The following is a 20997-nucleotide window of genomic DNA, read 5'->3' on the forward strand; positions in this document are numbered from 1 at the left end:
ACCGGACACTCACCCACCTCGCCGGCCACCACCACACCAGCCACGAGGACCGGCGCCTGCCACAACCCTTACCCGTCGCCATCCGGAAACCATTCGAGATCCTGAGGGGTTGTCCGCGTGTCCAATCCGTTCGACGACGACAGTCAAGAATTCCTGGCCCTGTGCAACGACGAGGAGCAGTACTCGCTGTGGCCGACCGGCATCACCGTCCCCGCCGGTTGGCAGGTGGTGTACGGTCCGGCGCCCCGACGGGAGGTCGTGGACCACATCGATCGGTCCTGGACCGACATGCGGCCGAAGAGCCTGCGGGACGCCGTGCCCGAGTACGGCGCTGCCGGCGGTAGAGCGGACTCGGCCCCGTCGACCGGCTCGCGGGCGTGATGAACCTGTCCGCCCGGGCCCGGACCCTGCTCGGCGTGACCGTCGGCCTCGTCGTGCTGGTGAGCACGGTGCCGCTGTGGGACACGGCAGGCCCGCACGACGGGGGCTCGCTCACCCGATTCCTGCTCGCGGTCGCGGTGGTCCTGGTGACCTGCCAGGTGTGCGCCGGGCTGGCCCGCCGGTTCGGTCAGCCCTCCGTGGTCGGCGAGATGGTGGGCGGTCTGGTGCTCGGCCCGTCCCTGCTCGGTGTGGTCTGGCCGGCGGCCACCGGGTTCCTGTTCCCCCCGGCGGTGACGGAAGGGCTGGACAAGGTCGCGCAACTGGGCCTGGTCATCTTCGTCTTCCTGCTCGGCTGTGAACTGCGTACCGACCGGATCGAACGTAAGGGCGTGGTCGGGGCGGTGGTGGTCGCCGGCATGGGTCTGCCGTGGCTGGCCGGCATGGGCATCGTCGCCGCTGCCGGCGGGCTGTTCGTCGGCTCGCAGGGCTCACCGGCGGGCACGATGATGTTCGTCGGGTTGGCCATGGCGGTGACCGCGTTGCCCGTGCTGGCACGCATCCTCGACGACCTGAAACTGCGGCACACCAGCGTCGGTGTGCTGTCCATCTCGGCAGCGGCCATCGGTGACGGTCTGCTCTGGCTGGTGCTGGCCTTCCTGCTGGCCGGGCAGAGCGCGGGCGGCGGGGGGCTGCGCGTCCTGTTGCTCGGGGCCGCGCTGGTTCTGGTGACCATCCTGTGCGTCCGCCCGCTGCTGCTGGCGCTGGTCCGACGGCTGGGCTCTGGTCAGTCGCTGACGGTGGTGCTGGTGGCCGGAGCGATCGGCTACTCGGTGCTCACTGAGTCCATCCAGCTCCATCCGGTGGTCGGTGCCTTCCTGTTCGGCGTCGCCGTACCGCGCGACTCGCTGGTCGTCGAACGGATCTGTCAGCAGTTGGAGGGCTTCACCCTGCTCATTCTGTTACCACTGTTCTTCGCCGGTGTCGGCCTGACGACCTCGGTCGGGCTGATCGGCACCGCGCCGATCACCTGGCTGGTGTTCGCCGGGGTGTTCGTGGCGGCCGTCGTGACCAAGATCGTCGGGGCGGGCGGGGTGGCCCGGTTGGCCGGTATGCCGAACGGCGAGGCGCTGCGGTTCGGCATCCTGATGAACTGCCGAGGGGTCACCGAGCTGGTCGTGCTGAGCATCGGCTACCAGGCCGGCTTCCTCAACCAGTTGGGCTACAGCGTCCTCGTGCTCGTCGCCGTGCTCACCACGGCGGTGACCGGGCCGCTGGTGCGTTGGTCGCTCAGGCGCGAGGGAACGCTCGGGTCGCCGGCATCGCCCTCCGGGCCGGACCGACGAGACCACCCGCTGGTGACCGGCGCGCCGGTTCAGCGCTGGGACGCAAAGAAGACAGACCTGTGAGGAGTCTCAAGGGTGGCATTTCTTAATTCCCATCGAGACATGGTGGCTATGGGGGATGCAGGCGATGGTCGATGTCAAGAACCGGGTTAAGTTCGTTCGTTGGCCTGCGGAAAGTGACATCCGCGCGGAGTGCCACGAGCAGCAGCACCTCTGTCTGCTGATCGTGGAACACGGCGCGGCACCGCCGGACCAACTAAGCCTTTACGAGGACTGGGTACGCCCGCCCATCGGACGGGAAGACCTCCAGGTCCGGGTCCGTCAGTTGGCGGCCCGGGCAGTGCTCAACGAGAAGCCGGTGTTGGACCCGGCCGGAATGCTGTACTTCAACAACACGTCCGTCACGCTCTCTCTGATGCAGTGCGAGATGCTGGCGCCGCTGCTGACCAGGTACGGCCAGCTGGTCTACCGGACCGAGCTGCGGGAGATCCTGGAAAGCTCCGGGGCCAGCTCGTCGAGCAACGCGCTGGACCTGCACGTCATGCGGCTGCGCCGGCGTTTGGAGATCGTCGGTCTCGCGATCCGTACGGTCTGGGGACGTGGTTTCTTCGTCGAGCCCGGATCACGGGCGTCCACACCTCGGGTGGACACGCGGCGGGCCGTCACCGCGGTGTCGAAGAAGGACCGGTCGAGGTGAGTCGGTGCGTACGTGGTGAATTGGACCTCGCGGTCCGTCCACCCGCAAGGAGATTGACAGATCCGAGAAAGCGTACGGCGAAGGGCCGTGCCACCACCGTTATGTTCGGAACCACATCGGCAGGAAAGCTGCGTCGGAGGCGGAGTGGACACTGTTTCGGAGTTCTTTGAGGCGAGCGTGCTGAAGGCCGGTGACGCTCCGTCGGTCATCTTCGGCGACACCGCCGTCGGGTACGCGGAACTGAACGCCCGAGCGAATCGCCTGGCCCGTCGGCTCATCGCGGCCGGTGTCGGTCCGGATTCGTTGGTCGCGGTCGCGGTGCCGCGCTCGGACACCCTGATCACGGCGGTTCTCGCCGTGCTGAAGGCCGGCGGCGCGTACCTGCCGCTCGATCCGACCTACCCGGGCGAGCGGCTGACCCACATGGTCACCGACGCACGGGCCATGCTGTCGATCCGGACCAGCGGCGTCGCGAGGCTGGATCTGGGTGTGCCGGAGATGGTGCTCGACGATCCCGCCGTCGTGGCGGAGTGCGCGGGCGAACGTGGGGACAATGTCACCGCGGCGGAGCGGCTGGCGCCGTTGACCGCCGACAACCTGATGTACGTCATCTACACCTCCGGCTCCACCGGCGTACCCAAGGGAGTCGCGCTCACCCATGCCGGGGTGGCGGACCTGGTCTCCACCCAGACCCGGGTGTACGGCATCCGGTCCGGCGAGCGGGTGCTGCAGTGGGCCTCGTTCAGCTTCGACGCCTGGTTCTGGGACTTCACCATGGCCCTCATGCACGGCGCGACGCTGGTGATGGCCGAGCAGGACGACCTGATGCCCGGCGAGGCGCTGCGCGACACGATGCTGAAGTACGAGGTGGACCACGCCACGCTGCCCCCGGTGGCGCTGAGCATCACCGACAGCGCGGGCCTGCTGCCCGACGGCACGCTCACCTCGACCGGAGATGTCTGCACCAGAGCCTTGGCGACGCAGTGGTCGCAGGGCCGGCGCCTGTTCAACGGCTACGGTCCGACCGAGGTGACAGTCGGCACGTCGATCGGTGGACCGGTCGAGGGCGTGCAGGAGACGGTGAGCATCGGCTCGCCCTGGGACGGCAGCGCGGTGTACGTGCTCGACGAGCACCTACGCGATCTGCGCGACGGCGACGAGGGAGAGCTCTACCTGGCCGGCAGCGGCATGGCCCGGGGCTATCTGCACCGTCCGGGCCTGACCGCGGCACGCTTCGTCGCCAGCCCGTACGGCCCGCCGGGCAGCCGGATGTACCGGTCCGGCGACCGGGGCAGACGCGCCGCCGACGGGCAGCTCTACTTCACCGGCCGGGTCGACGACCAGGTGAAGGTACGCGGCTTCCGGGTCGAACTGGGCGAGGTCGAGACGCGGCTGGAAAGCCACCCGGCGGTGGAGTTGGCCGTGGCGGTACTCGGCGGCGCCGACGCCTCGTCGCAGCACATCGTCGCCTACGTGACGGCCTCGGGACAGCAGCCGATGGTGGCGACGCAGGTACGCGAGCACGCCCGGGCCGCACTGCCCGAGCACATGGTTCCGTCCGCCGTCGTCGTGCTCGACCGGATGCCCACGCTGCCGAACGGCAAGATCGACCGCAAGGCGCTGGCCGAGCGGGCGGCGACGGCCCCGGCCGAGCAGCGCCCTGCCCCGTCACCGGCGGCCGGTATGCCCGACGGTGAGCCCGCAGTCGACGGCTCGGGTTCCGCGCCGTCACTTGAGGACCGGCTGTGCGGCCTGGTCGCCGAGACGCTGGAGATCACCGAGGTGACGCCGCAGGACAACTTCTTCGAGCTGGGTGGGCACTCGGTGCTCGCCGCCAAGCTGGCCAGCCGGATGCGCAAGGAGTTGGGCGTGACCGTACCGATGCGTTCGGTGTTCGAGGCCGAGAGCCTGGCCGATCTGGCCGAGCTGATGGCGCAGTCCAGGTAGGCAGGTGTCGGGTGCTGCCCGTCGGTTGGTCGCGGGCAGCACCCGAGCTGCGCGGCAGGTCAGTAGACGCCGTCGCGTTTGGCCAGGCCCACCGCGCCCAGCGCGCGGGTGACACCGGTGAGCGCGGTGGCGAGAATGATCTCCGCGGGGTTGAAGGCGACCGGCAGCTCCAGAATCCGACGCTGTGCCGTCGCGCGGTCGCTGTGCGGCCCGTGCAGGCGGAAGACGAGCGGCACCTGCGAACCGCACCACAGGTGGTATGCCAGCCGCGGGTTGCGGAAGACCTCGGGACGCCACGGCGAACACCCGATCACTTTGGCAAAATCAATCATGTACCGGTTGTAGTGCACCAGCGTGCGCAGTTCGGGGTTGCCGGTGAAGAACTCGTCCTCGTACGTCGCCTGCCGCTTGATCAGCTGGTTGAGCTGCTCCGGCGGCGGCAGCGTCCGTTTGCCGCTGCACAGCAGCGCGAAGTAGCGGGCCTGCATCTCCGAGCAGGCCGGGACCCCGCCCGCGGCGGGCCGCGCCCACCCGATGAAGACCACGCCCGTACCGAGCTCCGGGTGGATCATGTGCTTGTACATCTGGCGTACGTCGGTGATGTGCACGTCCTTGAGGAGGGTGAAGTCCTCGGTGTACCCGGTGTTCAGCATGATCGTGTCGATCGTCTCCCGCCGGCCGTCCTTGAACAGAACGTAATCCGCACCGAGCCGCTCGATGCCGGAGGCGTTGACCGTCAGGGTGCCATCGACGATCCGATGGATGAACGCATCGTTCTTGGTCAGGAAGTGGTTGAAGAAGCTCTTGTTGTTCGAGTTCCACGCCGCTATCGCCCGGCTTGCGGCGGTCTTGCCGAACCGCTTGCCCATCAGCGTGCCGATGCGGTGGACGGCGGTGGCAGCCGACAGCGGTAGCGCGTTCAGCATCTCCGAGGTGTAGGCGTCGTTCGGATGTGGCCGGTCACCCGGAAACCGTGCGACGACGGACTGCCAACGGCGGATCGACAGCGTGCAGCTCGCCGCCACCTGGGCGATCTCGTTGACGACGTCGGCTGCGGTCTCGCCGATGCCCACGCAGAGGACCCGCTTTCCGCGGAACGGTTCGGCATTGCGGTAGAAGGCCGAGTGGGTGACCACGCCCGCGAAGTCCTCCTGCCCCGGCAGGTTGACCTTGTTCGGAACCCGGTGGGTGCCGCTGGACACGACCACCGCGTCGAACTGGTGACTGACCCGGGCGGTGGGATCGTCCACGGGCGCGGTCTCGACCACGTAGCCCTCGCCGCTGTCGCTCCTCGAGACGCTCAGCACATCGGTGCGGGGGCGGATGAGGGGACGCAGGCCGAAGGCGTCGGCGAAGTCGTGGAGGTACTGCCGGTATTCGACCGCCGTCCAGAACCGTCGCTCCTGCTTCTCCGGCGGCGGGAAGCAGGAGAACGCCATCATGTAGTTGGAGATGGTCAGCAGCGTCGAGTCGTAGGCACCCGGCTCGTCGGTGCCCGCACCGGCGCGGAACACACCGCCGAGTTCGGCGTTGTGATCGAAGCAGGTCACGGTGTGGCCCTCGTCGAGCAGTTCCTTCATCGCGATCAGACCCGACGGGCCCGCGCCGATGACACAGACGGCTTTCTTCACGGTCACCTCGACATCTCGAAACGGACGGGCAGGGTGTCGTAGCCGGATACGAAGTTCGAGTAGATGGGGCGGGGCTTGCCGCACAGCTCCATCCGGGTCACCTGGGTGGTCAGGGCGGTCAGCAGTGCCCGCAGCTCCGCGCGGCCGAGGAAGGCGCCGAGGCAGTAGTGCGGGCCGTGGCCGAACGAAAGGTGTTTGTTGGGCGACCTGGACAGGGTGAACCGTCGCGGCTGGTGGAAGACCGACTCGTCGTTGTTCGCCGAGATGTTCCACAGCGTGACGATGTCGCCGGCCTCGACCCGGTGCCCGTGGATCGCGAAACCGGTACGCGCGGTACGCGCCACGTGCATTCCCGGGGTCGCCCAGCGCAGCACTTCCTCCACGGCCGAGTCGACGTCGACCGCGCCGGTCCGCAGGGCGTCCCACTGGTCCGGATTCTCGATCAGGGCAAGTACGGCACAGATTGCCGAGATCCGGGACGTCTCGTCGCCGCCGAGGATCAGGCTGTAGCAGTTGACCGCGATCTCCTCGACGGTCAGCGCCACCCCGTCCACCTCGGCGCTCGCCAGCATGCTGATCACGTCGTCGCCTGGCTTGCGCCGCCGCTCCTCGGCCAGCTCGACGAAGTAGAGCAGGATCTCGTTGCGAGCGCTGAGCGCGTCCAGGTCACTGCTGTCGGCCCGGTCCGACGACAGCGCCATCTTGTTCCACCGGAGCAGGTCCCTGCGATCGGCGCTCGGCACCGACAGCAGATCGCAGATGGTGTTCATCGGGATCTGCTCGGCCACCTCGGCGGCGAAGTCGAAACAGCCCGCGCCGACGACCGCCGACACGAGTTCGGTGGAGCGGAGCTGAACGTTTGTCACCACCTCGGCGAGCGACCGCGGCGTGAAGGCGCTGAACATCAGGTTGCGTAGTTTCCGGTGCGACGGTCCGTCGGTGACCGCGAGCATGCTTCCGCCTGCGGAGTCGTTGCCCCGCAGCACGACGTCCAGGACGTTGCCGCGTTCGGAACTGAGCGCCGCGTCGTGGTAGAGCGCCTGGACGTCGGCATACCGGGAGACCACCCAGAACCCCGGGTTGTTGTCGGTGGCCGGATGCCAGTAGACCGGGCTTTCCGCCCGTACGTCCCGCCAGAACCCGTGCACGTCGTTGTCGACGAAGGTGGCTGGGTCGACCAGGTCCAGGGACCGGACGCCGAGGGCGGGCTCGCTCATGGCCCGATGGTGGCAGGCAGATGACGCTCCCGTGTGGACTCTTGCCTGTTCCTTTCCGGCTCGGACGGGAGCGGATCAGTGCTGCTCGGTGTACTGGCCCAGACCGGTCTGGTAGGCGATCGCCACCAGTTGCGCTCGGTCCCGGGCGCCCAGCTTGCCCATGATGCGGCCGACGTGGGTGCGCGCGGTGGCCGGGCTGAGGAACAGGGCGGCCCCGATCTCGTCGTTGCTCAGCCCCTGCGCGACAAGGGTGAGCACCTCACGCTCGCGTTCGGTGAGCACGGCAAGCCGGTCCTCGCCCGCTTGCGCTGCCTTGCGTTGCGCGGTGAACTGGCTGATGAGCCTGCGGGTGACCCGTGGGGCGAGCAGCGCGTCGCCGGCGGCGATGACCCGGATGGCGTGCAGCAGCTCGGCAGGACCGGCATCCTTGAGCAGGAAACCACTCGCCCCCGCCTGAAGGGCCTCGAACACGTTCTCGTCGGTGTCGTAGGTCGTCAGGATGAGGATGCGGACCTGCTCCATGCCGGGCATCTCGACGATCTGCGCGGCGGCGCGGATGCCGTCGAGTCGCGGCATGCGGATGTCCATCAGGACGACGTCGGGTCGGGTGGCGCGAGCCAGTTCGACGGCCTCGGCGCCGTTGGTGGCCTCACCCACCACTGTGATGTCGTCCTCCAGGTCGAGTAGCAGCCGGAAACCGGAGCGGACCAGCCGCTCGTCGTCGGCGAGCAGCACCTTGATGGACACGCTGGTCACGGGAGGGACGCAACCGGCGCGAGCGGCAGGCGGGCGACGACCTCGAAGCCGCCACCGGTACGTGCGGTGGCGTGCAGTTCCCCACCGAGCAGTTGGCAGCGCTCCCGCATGCCCACGATTCCACGCCCGCCCGACGGTGGACCGCCCGCACCCACCGCGACCAGCACCGGGTCGCGGGCACCCTCGTCGAGCACCCGGATGCGTAGCGCGTCGGAGGTCGCCTCGATCGTCACTGTCACCCGGGTCGGCCCGACATGGCGGATCACATTGGTGATCGATTCCTGGACGATGCGGTAGGCCGCGCTATCCACCGCGCTCGGCAGCGGTGACACGGCCGGGCTCTGTTCGATGGTGACCTCCAGGCCGGCCTCGCGGGCCTTGCCGGCGAGCGCGTCGACCTGGTCGAGACCCGGGTGCGGTTCGCGCCCGTCGTCCTCGCGTAGGACGCCGAGCACGGCGCGCATCTCGTGCAGTGCCCGGGAACTGGTCTGCTCGATGGCCCGCAACGCGTCACGGGCCTGAGCCGGCCGCTTGTCGAGCACGTGCGCCGTGACGCTGGCCTGCACGTTGATGATGGCGATGGCGTGCGCGACGGTGTCGTGGACCTCGCGGGCGATCCGCAACCGTTCGGCGTCGACCCGGGCCCGGGTCTCCTCCTCGCGGGATCGCTCAACCAGCTCGGCCCGTCGCTGCGCGTCGGCGGCGATGACCCTGCGGGACCGGACGGACTCGCCGAGCGTGATGCTGATGACCGACGCTCCGATCCGGAAGAGCACCCAGCCCAGGGCTTCACTCGGCTGGACATCCGAACCGGCGACCAACCATCCGACGGCCAGCACCGCGGTGCCGGTGCCCGCGATCAGCAGCGAACGACGCCCGTCGCCGTAGGCGGCGAGGGTGTACAGGGCGACGAACAGGCCGAGGCAGGCCATCCGGTCGGGAAACCCGAGACCGAAGTAGACCAGGCTGGCGGCTCCGGTGAGCGCGAACACGGCGACCGGCCACCGGCGTCGGGCGACGATGGCCACACCGCTCAACACCACCAGGGCGTATCCGGCGTACCCGAAATCCGAGGCGGGACGGGCGATCGGCTCGGGAAGGACGGCACCGTGCTCGCTGACACTCTGGACCTGGACCACCGTGATGAACAGTGCCAACAGGACGTCCGCGAACCAGGCAGGCCGTCGGGCGAGCCAGGCCCGCAGTCGTTCCGGCAGCACCCGCAGGGTCATGACGCGATCCTACGGCACCTCTCACACTCTCTGGTGCATGGCCAACTACGCCCTGCGACGTATCCGGACCGTCTCCGGCTACGCGAATCCGCGTAGCCGGAGACACGTCTGGGGGCATGCGCGACGGGTGGTCCCGGCAGCAGGATCGGTGCCATGAAGAAGCTCTTCGCGGGCCTGGCGTCACTGTTGCTGCTCGCCGAGGTCGCACAGTTCTATCTCGCCGCCAGCGGAGCATTCGACTCCGCGCCGATCGAGGAGGCGTTCTCCCCTCATCGCTTTCTCGGCTACCTGATCCTCTTCTCCGCCGTGGTGCTGGTGGTTGTATCCGCGATCGCCCGGATGCCCGGCCGGGTGATCGGCAGGACGGCCCTGGTGGCCGGGCTGGTGCTCATCCAGTCGCTGATCCGGGAGGTCGCCAGGTCCTTCGGCGAGGGCTCCGAGACGGGTCACCTCATCTTCGGCGTGCACGCCGTCAACGGGCTGATCATCGTCGGGGCCACCATCTGGGTGGTGCGTGAGGCTCGCCAGATCGCCTGGCCGCGCACCGAGCTCAGCCACGCGACCCGGTCATGACCACGGCGGCGCTGACCGTCTTCGATCACGCCTGGGCGCTGCTCGGCGGCGCCGCGTGGCTCGCCGCCGGTGTGACCGCGGTACGGGGCCGCGCCCGAGCCGGCCTGGTGCTGCTCGGCGTGGCCCTGCTGCTCACCCTGGCCAAGGCTGTGTCGGTGGCGGTGCTGGCCGGACGGGGCTGGTGGTTCGTCCAGGAGAAGGTCCTGCTGGGGATGCCGCTGCTCGGGGTCACCGCCCTGGCCGCCGCGGTGACCGCCGGACCGATGCTGCTCGCGCGGAGCACCGGAATGCCCCGGCGGTCCGGTGGCGAGAAGGTGGGTGTCGTCGCGCTGTTCGCCGCCGGGTACGCAGCGGTGGCCAGCTTCGTGACCACCTACCTCGTGGGGTACCCGCTGACCCTGCCGACGGCGCTGATCACGGTCGGTCTCGTGGTGGCGGCCGTACTGCTGACCGCGCGGTCGCTCCCGGCACCCGGCGCGGACGTCGTGGGGGAGGCGGTCTCGAACGCCGGGATGGGCCTGTCCCGTCGTGGTTTCCTCGGCGTGGCCGGCGGCGTGGTCGCTGTCGGCGCGACCGGTACCGGCGCGGGCCTGTCGGTGCTTACCTCCGGGGCGGCGCACACCGTCGGCGGTGGTCCCGGCCCGAGCAGGGGATCGCTGGTGTCGGTGGCCGACCTGCGTGGGCCGGACACTCCCGCGCCGGGTGGCGTTCGACGCGCGTACGGGGTGACCGCCCGCAAGGCCGCCGTGCGCCTGCCGTCCGGGAAGGACATCGACGCCTGGACCTTCGATGGTGCGGTGCCCGGTCCGCAGCTCAGCGCCACCCAGGGCGACCTGCTCGAAGTGCGCCTGGTCAACCAGGACATCGACGGGGGAGTGACCCTGCACTGGCACGGCTACGACGTGCCGTGCGGGGAGGACGGGGTGCCGGGCCTCAGCCAACCGGCGGTGGCGCCTGGCGCCGCCTTCGTCTACCGGTTCCGCGCCGAACAGGTCGGGACGTACTGGTACCACACCCACTACGCGTCCCACGTCGGCGTGCGGCGCGGCCTCTACGGCGTGCTCGTCGTGACCCCCCGCACGGATCCCGACCCCGCGGATCTCGACGTGGTCGTCCCCGTGCACACCTTCAGCGGCGGCGCGGCGGTCGCGGGCGTCGAGCATGTCGCGGCGGCCGGCGCGACGGTCCGGCTGCGTCTGATCAACACCGACTCCGACCCGCGTCGCTTCGCGCTGGCGGGCACCCCGTTTCGGGTGGTCGCGGTCGACGGCCGGGACCTGCACGGGCCCGGTGAGACGAGCCGGACCGCGCTGCGGGTCGCTGCGGGTGGGCGGCGCGACCTGGTGTTCGCCATGCCGGAGTCCGCCGTCGCGCTCTTCGTCGACGGCGTGGCTGCGGTGTGGCTACGGCCCCAGCCGGGCGCGCCGGACGGTGCGGCGGCCGGTGAGGACACCGCCGGATGGCCGGAACTGGACCTGCTCACCTACGGGACCTCGACCCCCGTGCCGTTGCGAACCGCGCCCGCGGACCGGCATTTCACCCTCGTGCTCGACCGTGGGCTGGCCATGGTCGACGGACGACCCGCGTTCGCGCAGACCGTCAACGGGCTCGGCCATCCGTCGATCCCCGACCAGTTGGTCACCGAGGGCGACATCGTCCGGTTCACCGTGGTCAACCGGAGTCTGGAGACCCATCCCTGGCACCTGCACGGCCATCCGGTGCTCATCCTGTCCCGCGACGGCCAGCAGTCCTCGGGCAGCCCGCTCTGGATGGACACGTTCGACGTCCGCCCCGGCGAGGTGTGGGAGGTCGTGTTCCAGGCGACCAACCGGGGCATCTGGATGAACCACTGCCACAATCTGCCGCACGCCGACCAGGGCATGATGCTCCGCCTGCGGTATGACGGCGTCAGCACGCCGTTCCACGGCGCACACGCGGCGGGACACCGCCACCCTTCCTGACGACGACAACCTCAGGCGGTCAGCATGATCTTCGGGTACCGCGCCGTGACCATCTCGCTCGCCTTCGGGCCACAGGCGAACACCACGTTCTCGTCGTCGATCCGCCGGCCCGTCCGCCGGTCCACCACGACCGGCTCCACCTCCACACCGGTCTCCGTGTCGACCAGGATGACGCTGCGTTCCTGGGGGACGAGCCGATGGTTGCCCCACGCCGCGATGACCAGCAGCAGCGGACGAAGCGTCCTACCGAAGGGGGTCAGCCGGTACTCCCGGACCTCCAGGTCCGCAGCATCGGCCACCTGCTCGATCAGGCCCCTGGTCCGCAGGTCACCAAGACGCTCCAGGAGCAGCTCGTCGGGGGTCCCGAGGTTGTGGCGGATGGTCCCGAACCGCGTGTGGCCGTTGAACATCTCGTGCAGGATCTCCAACGTCCACCAGGCGCCCACGGTCTCCACCGTGCGTCCCAGTGGGCAGTCGGGGATCCGGGCCCTCGGGCCGGTCGGACGGGGTGCGCCGGGCGGGGCGCCGGTGTGGACACTGCTCATCTCAACTCCAGAGGACTCGTTCACCGTCGGCCGTCGAGGTCGGGCCCGCCACGTTCGGGGTCCGGGGTGACGGCCAGCGACCAGTACCGCCGCATGCCGTACAGCAGCGGGCTGACCGGGGCGACCGCGTGGGTGCGTACCCGCAGTACCGTCCCGAAGACCACGACGTGGTCCCCGACGGGCAGGGCATTGCTGACCTGGCAGTCCGCGGCCGTGTGGGCGTCGTCGATCAGGTGGGGCATCCCGGACTCCGGATCCGGGATCCACGAGACTTTCTCGAACCGGTCCGGGGCGCCGGAGGCGAACAGCTGCGCGACCGGCTCGGCGTGGTCGCGCAGCAGGTTGACCGCGAAGGCTGACACGTCGAGCAGTGCCGCCAGCGTCGGGCTCGCGGCGCGTAGACACACCAGCAGGGTCGGCGGCTGGAGCGCGACACTGCACACCGACGAACAGGTCATACCCCATGGCGCACCGTCCGTCGCCGTGGTCGTCACGACGGCGACCCCGGCGGGGTGCGTGGCCATGAGGGAACGGAACTGCGCCGGGTCGACCAGTGGCTGCGCGACGGTGCCTGTCACGGGCTCCGGCATGGCGTGCCCACCTCCTCGCTCGAACGCACAGGGAGTCTTCCGGACTGCCGTACCTGCCGGCCAGGTGCTGGCCCGACGGCAGGGCACCGGCTCATTCGGCGGAGTGGTGACCGTCGTCGCCGCACTCGTCGACAAACTCCAGGATCTTGCGTACCCCGGTCTCCAGCCACCCGGGATCGACGCAGAACGCCACGCGGACCAGATGCCGTGCCCAGGGGGCGTAGTCGTGGGCGCGGATGTGGCCCTGGTCGTCGAGCTGGGGACGCATGGCGAACCCGTTGCCGGCGACCACGGCGACGCCCTTGCGCTCCAGCAGTCGCAGGGCGAACGTCTCGGCGTCCAGTCCGGTCCGGGCCACGTCCAGCATCGCGTACCAGCCGCCGGCCGGCAGCTCGTTGAGCAGTCCGGCCTTGACCAGCGGTGGCAGGGCCACGTCGCGGTTACGCTGCACCAGCTTGCGGTTGGTGGCGGCGGCGTCGGACCGGCTGGCCAGCGCGGCCACCCCGGCGTGCTGCACCGGGGTGTTGGTGCCGATGATGTTCGCCTCCTGGACCACCCGCATGACGTCGGCGGCACGATCGTTGGCCAACGCGACGTACCCCAGCCGGTAGCCGGTCATCGCGAAGCTCTTGGAGAAGCTGAAGACGCTGTGCACGATGCGCTCCTCGACCGGGACGTCGCGTTCCAGCGAGGCGACGGAGAGGTGCTCGCGCTCGTAGCAGAAGTGCTCGTACGCTTCGTCGCTGACCACGTGCCAGCCCCGCGCGCGGGCCAGGTCGAGCAGGGCGGTGATCTCACCGGGGTCCAGCACCACACCTGTGGGGTTGGCGGGCGAGTTGATCAGCAACACCTTGGTCCGGGGGCTGGCGGCGGCCGCGATCCGCTCGACCTCGGGTCGGAAACCCGGCCCCAGCGGGTAGAGCACCGGCCGGAGTCCGGCGAGCAGGCTCTGCTGCAGGTGGACCGGCCAGTGCAGCTCTGGCAGGAGAATCTCGGCCCCGGGCTCGGTGAGGGTCTGGAACAGGGCGGCGAGCCCCTCGCACGAGCCCGGTGTGACGAGTACCCGGTCGACCACGGTGTCCACACCGTTGTCCGTACGCAATTTCTCGACCAACGCCTCGCGCAGCTCGGGCAGCCCATCGGGGCCGGTGTACTTGGTGTCGCCGCGCCGCACCGCGTCGACGAACGCGTCGGCGACATTCCCCGCAGGATGGAAGTACGGGTCCCCGACGTGCAGCTTCACCACCTCGGCGCCGGTTCGCCGCTCGGTCTCCTGCGCGGCGCGGAAGATGGTGTGCAGACACGAGGAGGGGATGAAGCTGGCAGCGGACGAGATCTCGGGGCTCACGCTCTGACCACCTCTGTTCAGTGAAGGGTTGGTGCTGACTGGGCGGGTCTCATGCGGTGCGACCGCCGTCGACGGGTATCAGCGCGCCGGTCACCCAGCCCGACAGCGCCGGGTCGAGCAGCGTGCAGACCCATTGGCCGATCTCTGCGCGGTCGCCGAAACGTCCCATCGGGGTCGACGCGACCAGGTCGGTCCGCAGCCGTTCGATGCCGGTGTCGTCCAGCCCCGTGTCGGTCCACATCGGGGTGTCCACCGGCCCGGGAAGGATGGCGTTGACGCGTACGTCCGGTGCGAGTTCGCGGGCCAGGGACCGGGTAAGGCTGTTGAGGGCCGCCTTGGTCGCGCCGTAGTAGGCACGTCCCGGCATCGACAGGACGCCGCCGACCGAGGAGACGTTTACCACGCTGCCTCTGCTGACCCGCAACAGCGGCAGCGCGCACCGGATCAGGTCGGCTGGCGCGCGGACGTTCACCGCGAACATCTCGTCGAGGTACGTCGGATCGAGTGCGTCGATCGGGCCGAACCGGGCCAGTCCGGCGTTGTTGACCACCGCGTCGAGCCCACCGTAGGTCTCCGCGGCGACGGTGACGACCCGGTCGGCGGTGCCCGGCGCGCACACGTCCGCCGCCACCACAGTCACGGCGGCGGGGTACCGCTCCGCCAGGTCCCGCAACGGCTGCTCGCGACGGCCGACGATCGTCACGTGCGCGCCCGACTTCACGAGGCACTCGGTGATGCCCAGACCGATACCGGTGGCGGCGCCGGTGACGACGACCGACCTGCCGTCGAGGGTCACCGCCGCACACCGCTTCCCAGCAGGGTCGCCACCACGTCGGCGACCAGCTCCTCCGGATGGGTGTGCAACCGGAAGTGGCCGCCGGGCCAGGCGCGCATGCTGAACTCGCGCTCGTTGACCGCGGCCCACGCGGCGACCTGGTCGGCGTCGACCAGCGGGTCCTCCGTGTTGTAGTAGCCACGGACCGGGCAGTCCAACGGGTCGGCGTCCGGCGCGGGCCGGTAGGTCTCGTGCAGGGTGATGTCCGATCGGAGCACCGGCAGCAGCAGGTCGCGTAGCTCGGGTTGGTCGGCGAGCTCCGGCTCGATCCCGCCGAGCTTCACGATCGCCGACCACAGCTCCTCGTCACCGAGCTGGTGAATGGTGCCGCCGCCCGCCAGCCGCGGCCCGGCCGCGCCGGAGACGAACAAGTGGTGCACGGGGCTGCCGTTGTCCCGCAGCACCCGCGCTGTCTCGTAGGCGACCAGCGCGCCCAGGCTGTGTCCGATCAGCGCACACCGGGCGGGCGGCATCCGCAGCAGCTCCGCGGCCACCTGCGTGGCCATCTCGGCGATGCTGCCGGCGGGTTCCTCGGCAAGCCGATCGGCGTGGCCCGGGTACTGCACGGCGTGCAGGGTCACACCGGCGGGCACCAGCGGGGACCAGGGGCGGTAGACGGCAGCCGTGCCTCCGGAGTGCGGGAAGCAGACCAGCCGCGTGGTGGGCTCGTCGACGCCGGTGAGCGTCCGTACCCACCGACGGTCGGATCTCCGTGTTCGGCTCACGACATCGAGCGTCACCGAGTCGGCCCGTCCATCCCGACAATCTGTCAAGGCTCTGTCGGGTGCGACGCGGGCTCTGGGCTGCTACCGGAATCTGTTAGCGCCGCACCAAAGGAGGACAGACAGATGCTGGACGGGTTCGTGCCCTGGCCGCCTGACGTCGCCGAACGCTATCGACAGGCGGGTTACTGGCGGGGTTTCTCCCTTCGGCAGCTCTTCGACGACAGCGTCCGCCGCCATCCGGACAAGGTGGCCGCGGTGGACGTCACCCGTCGCGTCACCTACGCGGAGCTGGCGGACGAGGCCGACCGGATCGCCGCGGGGCTGCTCGACCTTGGCATCGGCAGTCGTGACCGCCTGGTCCTGCACCTGCCCAACGTCAACGAATTCCTGTCGGTCCTGCTGGCGGTGTTCAGCATCGGCGCGATACCGGTGCTGGCCCTGCCCGGCCATCGCCGCGACGAGATCACTCACCTGGCTCGTGCCGCGAATGCTGTGGCATACCTGGGCCCGGACCGGTTCCAGGGGTTCGACCACCGTGAGCTGGCCCGCGAGGTCCGCGCCGAGGTGCCGAGCGTGCGGCACGTCGTGATCGCCGGCGACAGCGCCGAGTTCACCTCGCTGGCCGAACTGTCCAGCGCCGAGCCGAGGCAACTGCCACCGGTCGACGCTGCCGAGGTCGCCCTGTTGCTGCTCTCCGGCGGGACCACGGGCGTGCCGAAGTTGATCCCCCGCACCCACGACGACTACGCCTACAACATCTTCGCGTGCGCCGAGGTCACCGGTTTCGGCGCGGACAGCGTCTACCTGGCCGCCAACCCGGTACCGCACAACGCCGCGCTCGGCTGTCCCGGCGTACTGGGCGCGTTGCTCGTCGGCGGCAAGGCCGTCCTGGCTGCCAACCCCAGCCCGGACCATGTCTTTCCGTTGATCGCTCGGGAGGGCGTCACCCACACCGCGTTGGTGCCCGCACTCGCCCTGCTGTGGACCGAGGCGGCGCAGACCATGCCGGTGGACATGAGCGGCATGACCCTCCAGGTGGGCAGTTCGAAGTTCAGCCCCGCAGCGGCCGAACGCGTCAGGTCGGGCCTGCGGTGCCGCATCATGAACGTCTACGGCATCGGCGAGGGGCTGATCACCCACACCCGCCTCGACGATCCGCTGGAGGTGGTCTACACCACCGAGGGCACGCCCGTCTGCCCGGACGACGAGGTCAAGATCGTCGACCCCGAGGATCGCGAGCTTCCGGCCGGGGTGACCGGCGAGTTGCTCACCCGCGGCCCGTACACGATCCGTGGCTACTTCGCCGCGCCGGAGCACAACCGCCGGGCGTTCACCACCGACGGCTTCTACCGGACCGGTGACCTGGCCAAGCTCACCGAGGACGGGCGCATCGTCATCGAGGGCCGGCTCAAGGACATCATCCACCACGTTGGCGAGAAGGTCTCCGCCGAGGAGGTGGAGGGCCATGTGCTGACGTACCCGTCGGTGCGGGACGCTGCGGTCGTCGGCATCCCCGACGACGCCATCGATGAACGAATCTGCGTGTTCGTGGTGCTCACCGCCGAGGCGGAGGCGGCGGCGACGACGCTGTCGCTGCGCACGATCCGGGAGCACATCCGCGACCGTGGGTTGGCGCCGTACAAGCTGCCCGACGAACTGGTCGTGGTGCCGGAACTGCCCCGTACGCCCGTCGGCAAGATCGACAAGAGTGCCCTGCGCGCGGGGCGGCGGGAGCTTCAGCACCGCTGAGCCACCGTCCCGGCACCTTGCTGAGGAGGGCCTGCACACCGATGACCAATCCGACGGACACCCGGCGCGACCGCGCGTACGGGGAGATCCTCAGACTGGACGAGCTGCTCGACATCGCCTGCGTACGCGACGAGCCGGACCGCACCCTCTTCTTCGCCGCCCACCAGGCATGCGAGTTGTGGTTCGCGGTCATCCTGCGACACGTCGAGTCCGCCCGGGACGCGCTGACCCGCGACCGGGCGGACGTCGCCGCCGCGCACATCGACCGACTGCCGGCGGCGATGCGGGTGCTCAGCGGACACTTCGACGTGCTGAGCACGTTGACACCCGAGTCGTTCGACGAGATCCGAGCGACCCTCGGCTCGTCGAGCGGCTTCCAGTCCGCACAGTATCGGGAGATCGAGTTCCTCTGCGGGGCCCGGGATCCGCGATTTCTCAACACACCCGGGTTCACCCCGGGGGAGCGGGCCCGGCTCGTCGCCCGGTCCGAGGAACAGTCCCTGTCGCGCGCCTTCGTCGAGTACCGCGACCGCGTCCGGACCGACGGTGGCCTGAGGGCGGCCGAGCGGGTCCGCGCCGCGCTGGCGGACTTCGACGACGCGGTGCGGTCGTGGCGTGCGCGGCACGCCCAGCTGGCCGAGCAGTTTCTCGGCGCGGCCCGAGGTACGGCCGGATCAGCCGGTGCCGCCTACCTGTGGCGGTCGACCGAGCGGACGTTGTTCCCGGAGGTCTTCGCGCCGGGGCTCAACGGCGGAGTCGTGAAGAACTGAGCCGAAGCAGACACATTCGTCGAGTCCCGGGTTATCGGGTACAAGGAGGAACCGCAATGACTGTCAGTGGTGCCGCCGCCAAGAGCACGCGCGACCCCGGCAGGACACAGCGAGTCGTCATCGTCGGTGGCGGTACGGCCGGCTGGATGACGGCGTCGTACCTGGCGGCAGCCTTCGGTGACCGGATCGACGTGACGGTGGTCGAGTCGGCCACCGTCGGCACGATCGGGGTCGGCGAGGCCACCTTCAGCGACATCCGGCACTTCTTCGAGTTCCTGCGGTTGGAGGAGTCCGAATGGATGCCCGCCTGTAACGCCACGTACAAGCTGGCCGTCCGGTTCGAGAACTGGCGCGAGCCGGGTCATCACTTCTACCACCCGTTCGAGCAGATGGCCTCGGTCGACGGGTTCCCCCTCAGTGACTGGTGGCTGCGCTACCCGACGACCTCGCGGTTCGACAAGGACTGCTTCGTCATGGCGTCGCTGTGTGATGCCGAGCGTTCGCCCCGGTATCTCGACGGCAGCCTGGTGGACCAGGGCTTCGTCGAGCAGACCCGCGACGAGACGTCGGCCCGGTCGACGATCGCGGAGTACCAGGGCGCGCAGATCCCCTACGCGTACCACTTCGAGGCGCACCTGCTGGCGAAGTTCCTGACCGGCTACTCCACCCAGCGGGGCGTCAAGCACGTCGTCGACAACGTCGTCGACGTGGCGCTCGACGATCAGGGGTTCATCTCGCACGTGCGTACCGCCGAGCACGGCGAGATCGCCGGCGACCTGTTCGTCGACTGCACCGGCTTCCGGGCGCTGCTGTTGAACAAGGCCCTCGGCGAACCGTTCGTGTCCTACCAGGACACCCTGCCCAACGACAGCGCTGTCGCTCTCCAGGTGCCGCTGGACATGGCGAGCAAGCCGCTGCGGCCGTGCACGACCGCGACCGCGCAGGACGCCGGATGGATCTGGACGATCCCGCTGATCAGCCGGATCGGCACCGGGTACGTCTACGCCAGCGACTACGCGACCCCGGAGGAGGCCGAGCGGGTACTGCGCGAGTTCGTCGGCCCCGAGGCGGCCGACGTGCCCGCGAACCACATCCGGATGCGTATCGGACGCAGCCAGCGGTCGTGGGTGAAGAACTGCGTCGCGGTCGGCCTGTCCAGCGGCTTCGTCGAGCCGCTGGAGTCGACCGGCATCTTCTTCATCCACCACGCCATCGAACAGATGGTCAAGTACTTCCCGTCCGGGCTCGGCGACGACCTGCTGCGCGAGCAGTACAACAGGTCCATCACCCACGTCATGGACGGCGTGCGGGAGTTCCTCTGCCTGCACTACCGGGGGGCGAAGCGGGTGGACAACCAGTACTGGAAGGACACCAAGACCCGGGTGATCCCCGACGCGCTCGCGGAGCGGATCGAGATCTGGCAGCACAAGGTGCCGGACTCGGAGTCGATCTACCCGTACTACCACGGTCTGCCGCCCTACTCGTACAACTGCATCCTGCTGGGCACGGGCGGAATCGACGTGCGGCACTCGCCGGCCGTCGAGCTGGCCGACGAGCGGGCGGCCCTGGCGGAGTTCGAGCGCATCCGGGTGAAGGCCGAGAAACTGGTCCAGGAGCTGCCCACCCAGAACGAGTACTTCGCCGCCATGCGCGCCAACCAGTGAACCTTACGACCGCGTCGTACGCACACCTTCCCCTGCGGTCGGTCGACCGCGGGGGAAGGTGGTGAAGGTTCAGCAGCGACCGTTTCGGCCGGAAGCGAAGAAGACGTGTATCTGACCTACGACCAACGAACCCTGGACATTCAGTACTCGCCGAGTTCCTGCGTCGCGGACATCAATGTCTTCCTGCGTGAGTACGCCGAACGCAGCGCGTTGGCCCGGAACCGACTCGAAGTGCGTTCCGGTGTGCGTTACGGGCCGCGACAAGAGCAATTGTTCGACTATTTCCCGGCGGCCGGACCGGGCGGTCCGCTGCTGGTGTTCATCCATGGTGGTTACTGGCAGGAGCTGAGCCGACTCGAATCGGCCTTCATGGCGCTGGACCTGGTGCCGCGAGGAATCTCCGTCGCGGCGTTGGGCTACGGCCTGGCGCCCGCGTACCGGCTTCCGGAGATCGTCGACATGGTCGCCGAGGGAGTCCGCTGGATCTGCCGGAACGCCGACCAGTTGCCGTCGAGCCCCGGGTCGATCTACCTGAGCGGGTGCTCCGCCGGGGCGCACCTGGCCGCCATGTCGCTGCTCGACGGGCCCGGCTGGCGACGGTACGACGACCGTCCCGATCGGACGGTGGCGGGTGCGGTCCTGCTCAGCGGCGTCTACGACCTGGAGCCGGTCCGTCGGACATACGTGAACGAGGCGTTGGGGCTGGACCCGGAGACGGCCCACGCCTACAGCCCGATCCATCGGCTGCCGGCGCCGCTGCCGCCGCTGGTCGTCGCGAGGGGGGAGAACGAGACCGACGAGTTCGGCAGGCAGCAGGCGGAGTTCGTCGACGCCGTCCGGGCCGGCGGCGGTCAGGTGGTCGACCTCGTCGTGGCGTCGCGGAACCACTTCGACCTGGCTTTCGATCTCGGCGTCCGCGGCACAATGCTGGGTGACTCGCTTACCGAGCTGATCGGCGCGGACCGGTAGTCGATCCGGTGTGCATTTCTCATGACGGAGACCACGATATTCACGGCCACCCGCCGGGTGGCAA

At 69.5% G+C, this 20997-nt stretch carries 19 protein-coding genes; 10 read left to right on the plus strand and 9 right to left on the minus strand.

Annotated elements, in window-relative coordinates; genetic code table 11:
- Window positions 1-117: 117 nt before the first annotated feature.
- From O7624_RS29240 to O7624_RS29255, 4 genes are all read left to right on the plus strand, one after another.
- Window positions 118-381 (plus strand): MbtH family NRPS accessory protein, encoded by a 264-nt coding sequence (locus O7624_RS29240; protein WP_093406846.1) that lies wholly within the window; start codon window positions 118-120, stop codon window positions 379-381.
- The gene (locus O7624_RS29245) at window positions 381-1787 is read left to right on the plus strand and encodes a cation:proton antiporter (protein WP_282240782.1); all 1407 of its coding nucleotides are present in this window, start codon (window positions 381-383) and stop codon (window positions 1785-1787) included. Before O7624_RS29240 ends, O7624_RS29245 begins: the two co-directional genes overlap by 1 nt.
- A 64-nt stretch (window positions 1788-1851) precedes the next feature.
- Window positions 1852-2421, plus strand: a complete 570-nt coding sequence (locus O7624_RS29250; RefSeq protein ID WP_170863493.1) for a helix-turn-helix domain-containing protein — start codon at window positions 1852-1854, stop codon at window positions 2419-2421.
- A 144-nt stretch (window positions 2422-2565) separates the two neighbouring features.
- Entirely contained in the window at window positions 2566-4368 is a 1803-nt protein-coding gene (locus tag O7624_RS29255; RefSeq protein ID WP_282238166.1) for a non-ribosomal peptide synthetase, read from the plus strand.
- 59 nt (window positions 4369-4427) lie between these two features.
- On the opposite strand, the gene O7624_RS29260 is transcribed toward O7624_RS29255, so the two are convergent.
- The 4 genes from O7624_RS29260 to O7624_RS29275 all read right to left on the minus strand — a co-directional run bounded on the left by O7624_RS29260 (window position 4428) and on the right by O7624_RS29275 (window position 9204).
- On the minus strand, window positions 4428-6005 hold the full coding sequence (locus O7624_RS29260) for an NAD(P)-binding domain-containing protein (protein ID WP_282238167.1): 1578 nt from the start codon (window positions 6003-6005) through the stop codon (window positions 4428-4430).
- Window positions 6002-7216 (minus strand): cytochrome P450, encoded by a 1215-nt coding sequence (locus O7624_RS29265; protein WP_282238168.1) that lies wholly within the window; start codon window positions 7214-7216, stop codon window positions 6002-6004. Before O7624_RS29265 ends, O7624_RS29260 begins: the two co-directional genes overlap by 4 nt.
- 75 nt (window positions 7217-7291) lie before the next feature.
- A complete protein-coding gene (locus O7624_RS29270; protein WP_198413205.1) occupies window positions 7292-7963 on the minus strand; it encodes a response regulator transcription factor in 672 nt (223 codons plus the stop codon).
- A 5-nt stretch (window positions 7964-7968) separates the two neighbouring features.
- Window positions 7969-9204, minus strand: coding sequence for a sensor histidine kinase (locus O7624_RS29275; RefSeq protein ID WP_282238169.1), 1236 nt, complete (start codon window positions 9202-9204; stop codon window positions 7969-7971).
- Window positions 9205-9357: 153 nt separating this feature from the next.
- On the opposite strand from O7624_RS29275, the gene O7624_RS29280 reads away from it, so the two are divergent.
- Together O7624_RS29280 and O7624_RS29285 are read left to right on the plus strand one after the other, a co-directional pair.
- Window positions 9358-9777 (plus strand): DUF6220 domain-containing protein, encoded by a 420-nt coding sequence (locus O7624_RS29280; protein ID WP_093407140.1) that lies wholly within the window; start codon window positions 9358-9360, stop codon window positions 9775-9777.
- A complete protein-coding gene (locus O7624_RS29285) occupies window positions 9774-11738 on the plus strand; it encodes a multicopper oxidase family protein (RefSeq protein WP_282238170.1) in 1965 nt (654 codons plus the stop codon). Before O7624_RS29280 ends, O7624_RS29285 begins: the two co-directional genes overlap by 4 nt.
- Before the next feature lie 11 nt (window positions 11739-11749).
- Here the strand turns inward: O7624_RS29285 and O7624_RS29290 are convergent, their stop codons facing one another.
- From O7624_RS29290 to O7624_RS29310, 5 genes are all read right to left on the minus strand, one after another.
- Window positions 11750-12283, minus strand: coding sequence for a helix-turn-helix domain-containing protein (locus O7624_RS29290; RefSeq protein WP_282238171.1), 534 nt, complete (start codon window positions 12281-12283; stop codon window positions 11750-11752).
- A gap of 20 nt (window positions 12284-12303) precedes the next feature.
- Window positions 12304-12873: a flavin reductase family protein gene (locus O7624_RS29295; protein ID WP_282238172.1), complete on the minus strand. Its 570-nt coding sequence runs from the start codon at window positions 12871-12873 to the stop codon at window positions 12304-12306.
- A gap of 91 nt (window positions 12874-12964) precedes the next feature.
- Window positions 12965-14221 carry a pyridoxal phosphate-dependent aminotransferase gene (locus O7624_RS29300; protein ID WP_282238173.1) on the minus strand — a complete coding sequence of 419 codons (1257 nt, stop codon included), beginning with the start codon at window positions 14219-14221 and terminating at the stop codon, window positions 12965-12967.
- A 49-nt stretch (window positions 14222-14270) separates the two neighbouring features.
- Window positions 14271-15017, minus strand: a complete 747-nt coding sequence (locus O7624_RS29305; protein WP_282238174.1) for an SDR family oxidoreductase — start codon at window positions 15015-15017, stop codon at window positions 14271-14273.
- The gene (locus O7624_RS29310) at window positions 15014-15781 is read right to left on the minus strand and encodes an alpha/beta fold hydrolase (protein WP_282238175.1); all 768 of its coding nucleotides are present in this window, start codon (window positions 15779-15781) and stop codon (window positions 15014-15016) included. Before O7624_RS29310 ends, O7624_RS29305 begins: the two co-directional genes overlap by 4 nt.
- Before the next feature lie 123 nt (window positions 15782-15904).
- On the opposite strand from O7624_RS29310, the gene O7624_RS29315 reads away from it, so the two are divergent.
- The 4 genes from O7624_RS29315 (at window position 15905) to O7624_RS29330 (ending at window position 20933) form a co-directional block, all read left to right on the plus strand.
- Window positions 15905-17530, plus strand: a complete 1626-nt coding sequence (locus O7624_RS29315; protein WP_282238176.1) for an AMP-binding protein — start codon at window positions 15905-15907, stop codon at window positions 17528-17530.
- Window positions 17531-17571: 41 nt separating this feature from the next.
- Complete coding sequence (locus tag O7624_RS29320) at window positions 17572-18300, plus strand: tryptophan 2,3-dioxygenase family protein (RefSeq protein WP_093406808.1); 729 nt, start codon at window positions 17572-17574, stop codon at window positions 18298-18300.
- 56 nt (window positions 18301-18356) lie between these two features.
- Window positions 18357-19964, plus strand: a complete 1608-nt coding sequence (locus tag O7624_RS29325; RefSeq protein ID WP_282238177.1) for a tryptophan halogenase family protein — start codon at window positions 18357-18359, stop codon at window positions 19962-19964.
- Window positions 19965-20069: 105 nt separating this feature from the next.
- Entirely contained in the window at window positions 20070-20933 is an 864-nt protein-coding gene (locus tag O7624_RS29330) for an alpha/beta hydrolase (RefSeq protein WP_282238178.1), read from the plus strand.
- Window positions 20934-20997: the final 64 nt, after the last annotated feature.

Source organism: Verrucosispora sp. WMMD1129, assembly GCF_029581255.1.
GTDB lineage: Bacteria > Actinomycetota > Actinomycetes > Mycobacteriales > Micromonosporaceae > Micromonospora > Micromonospora sediminimaris.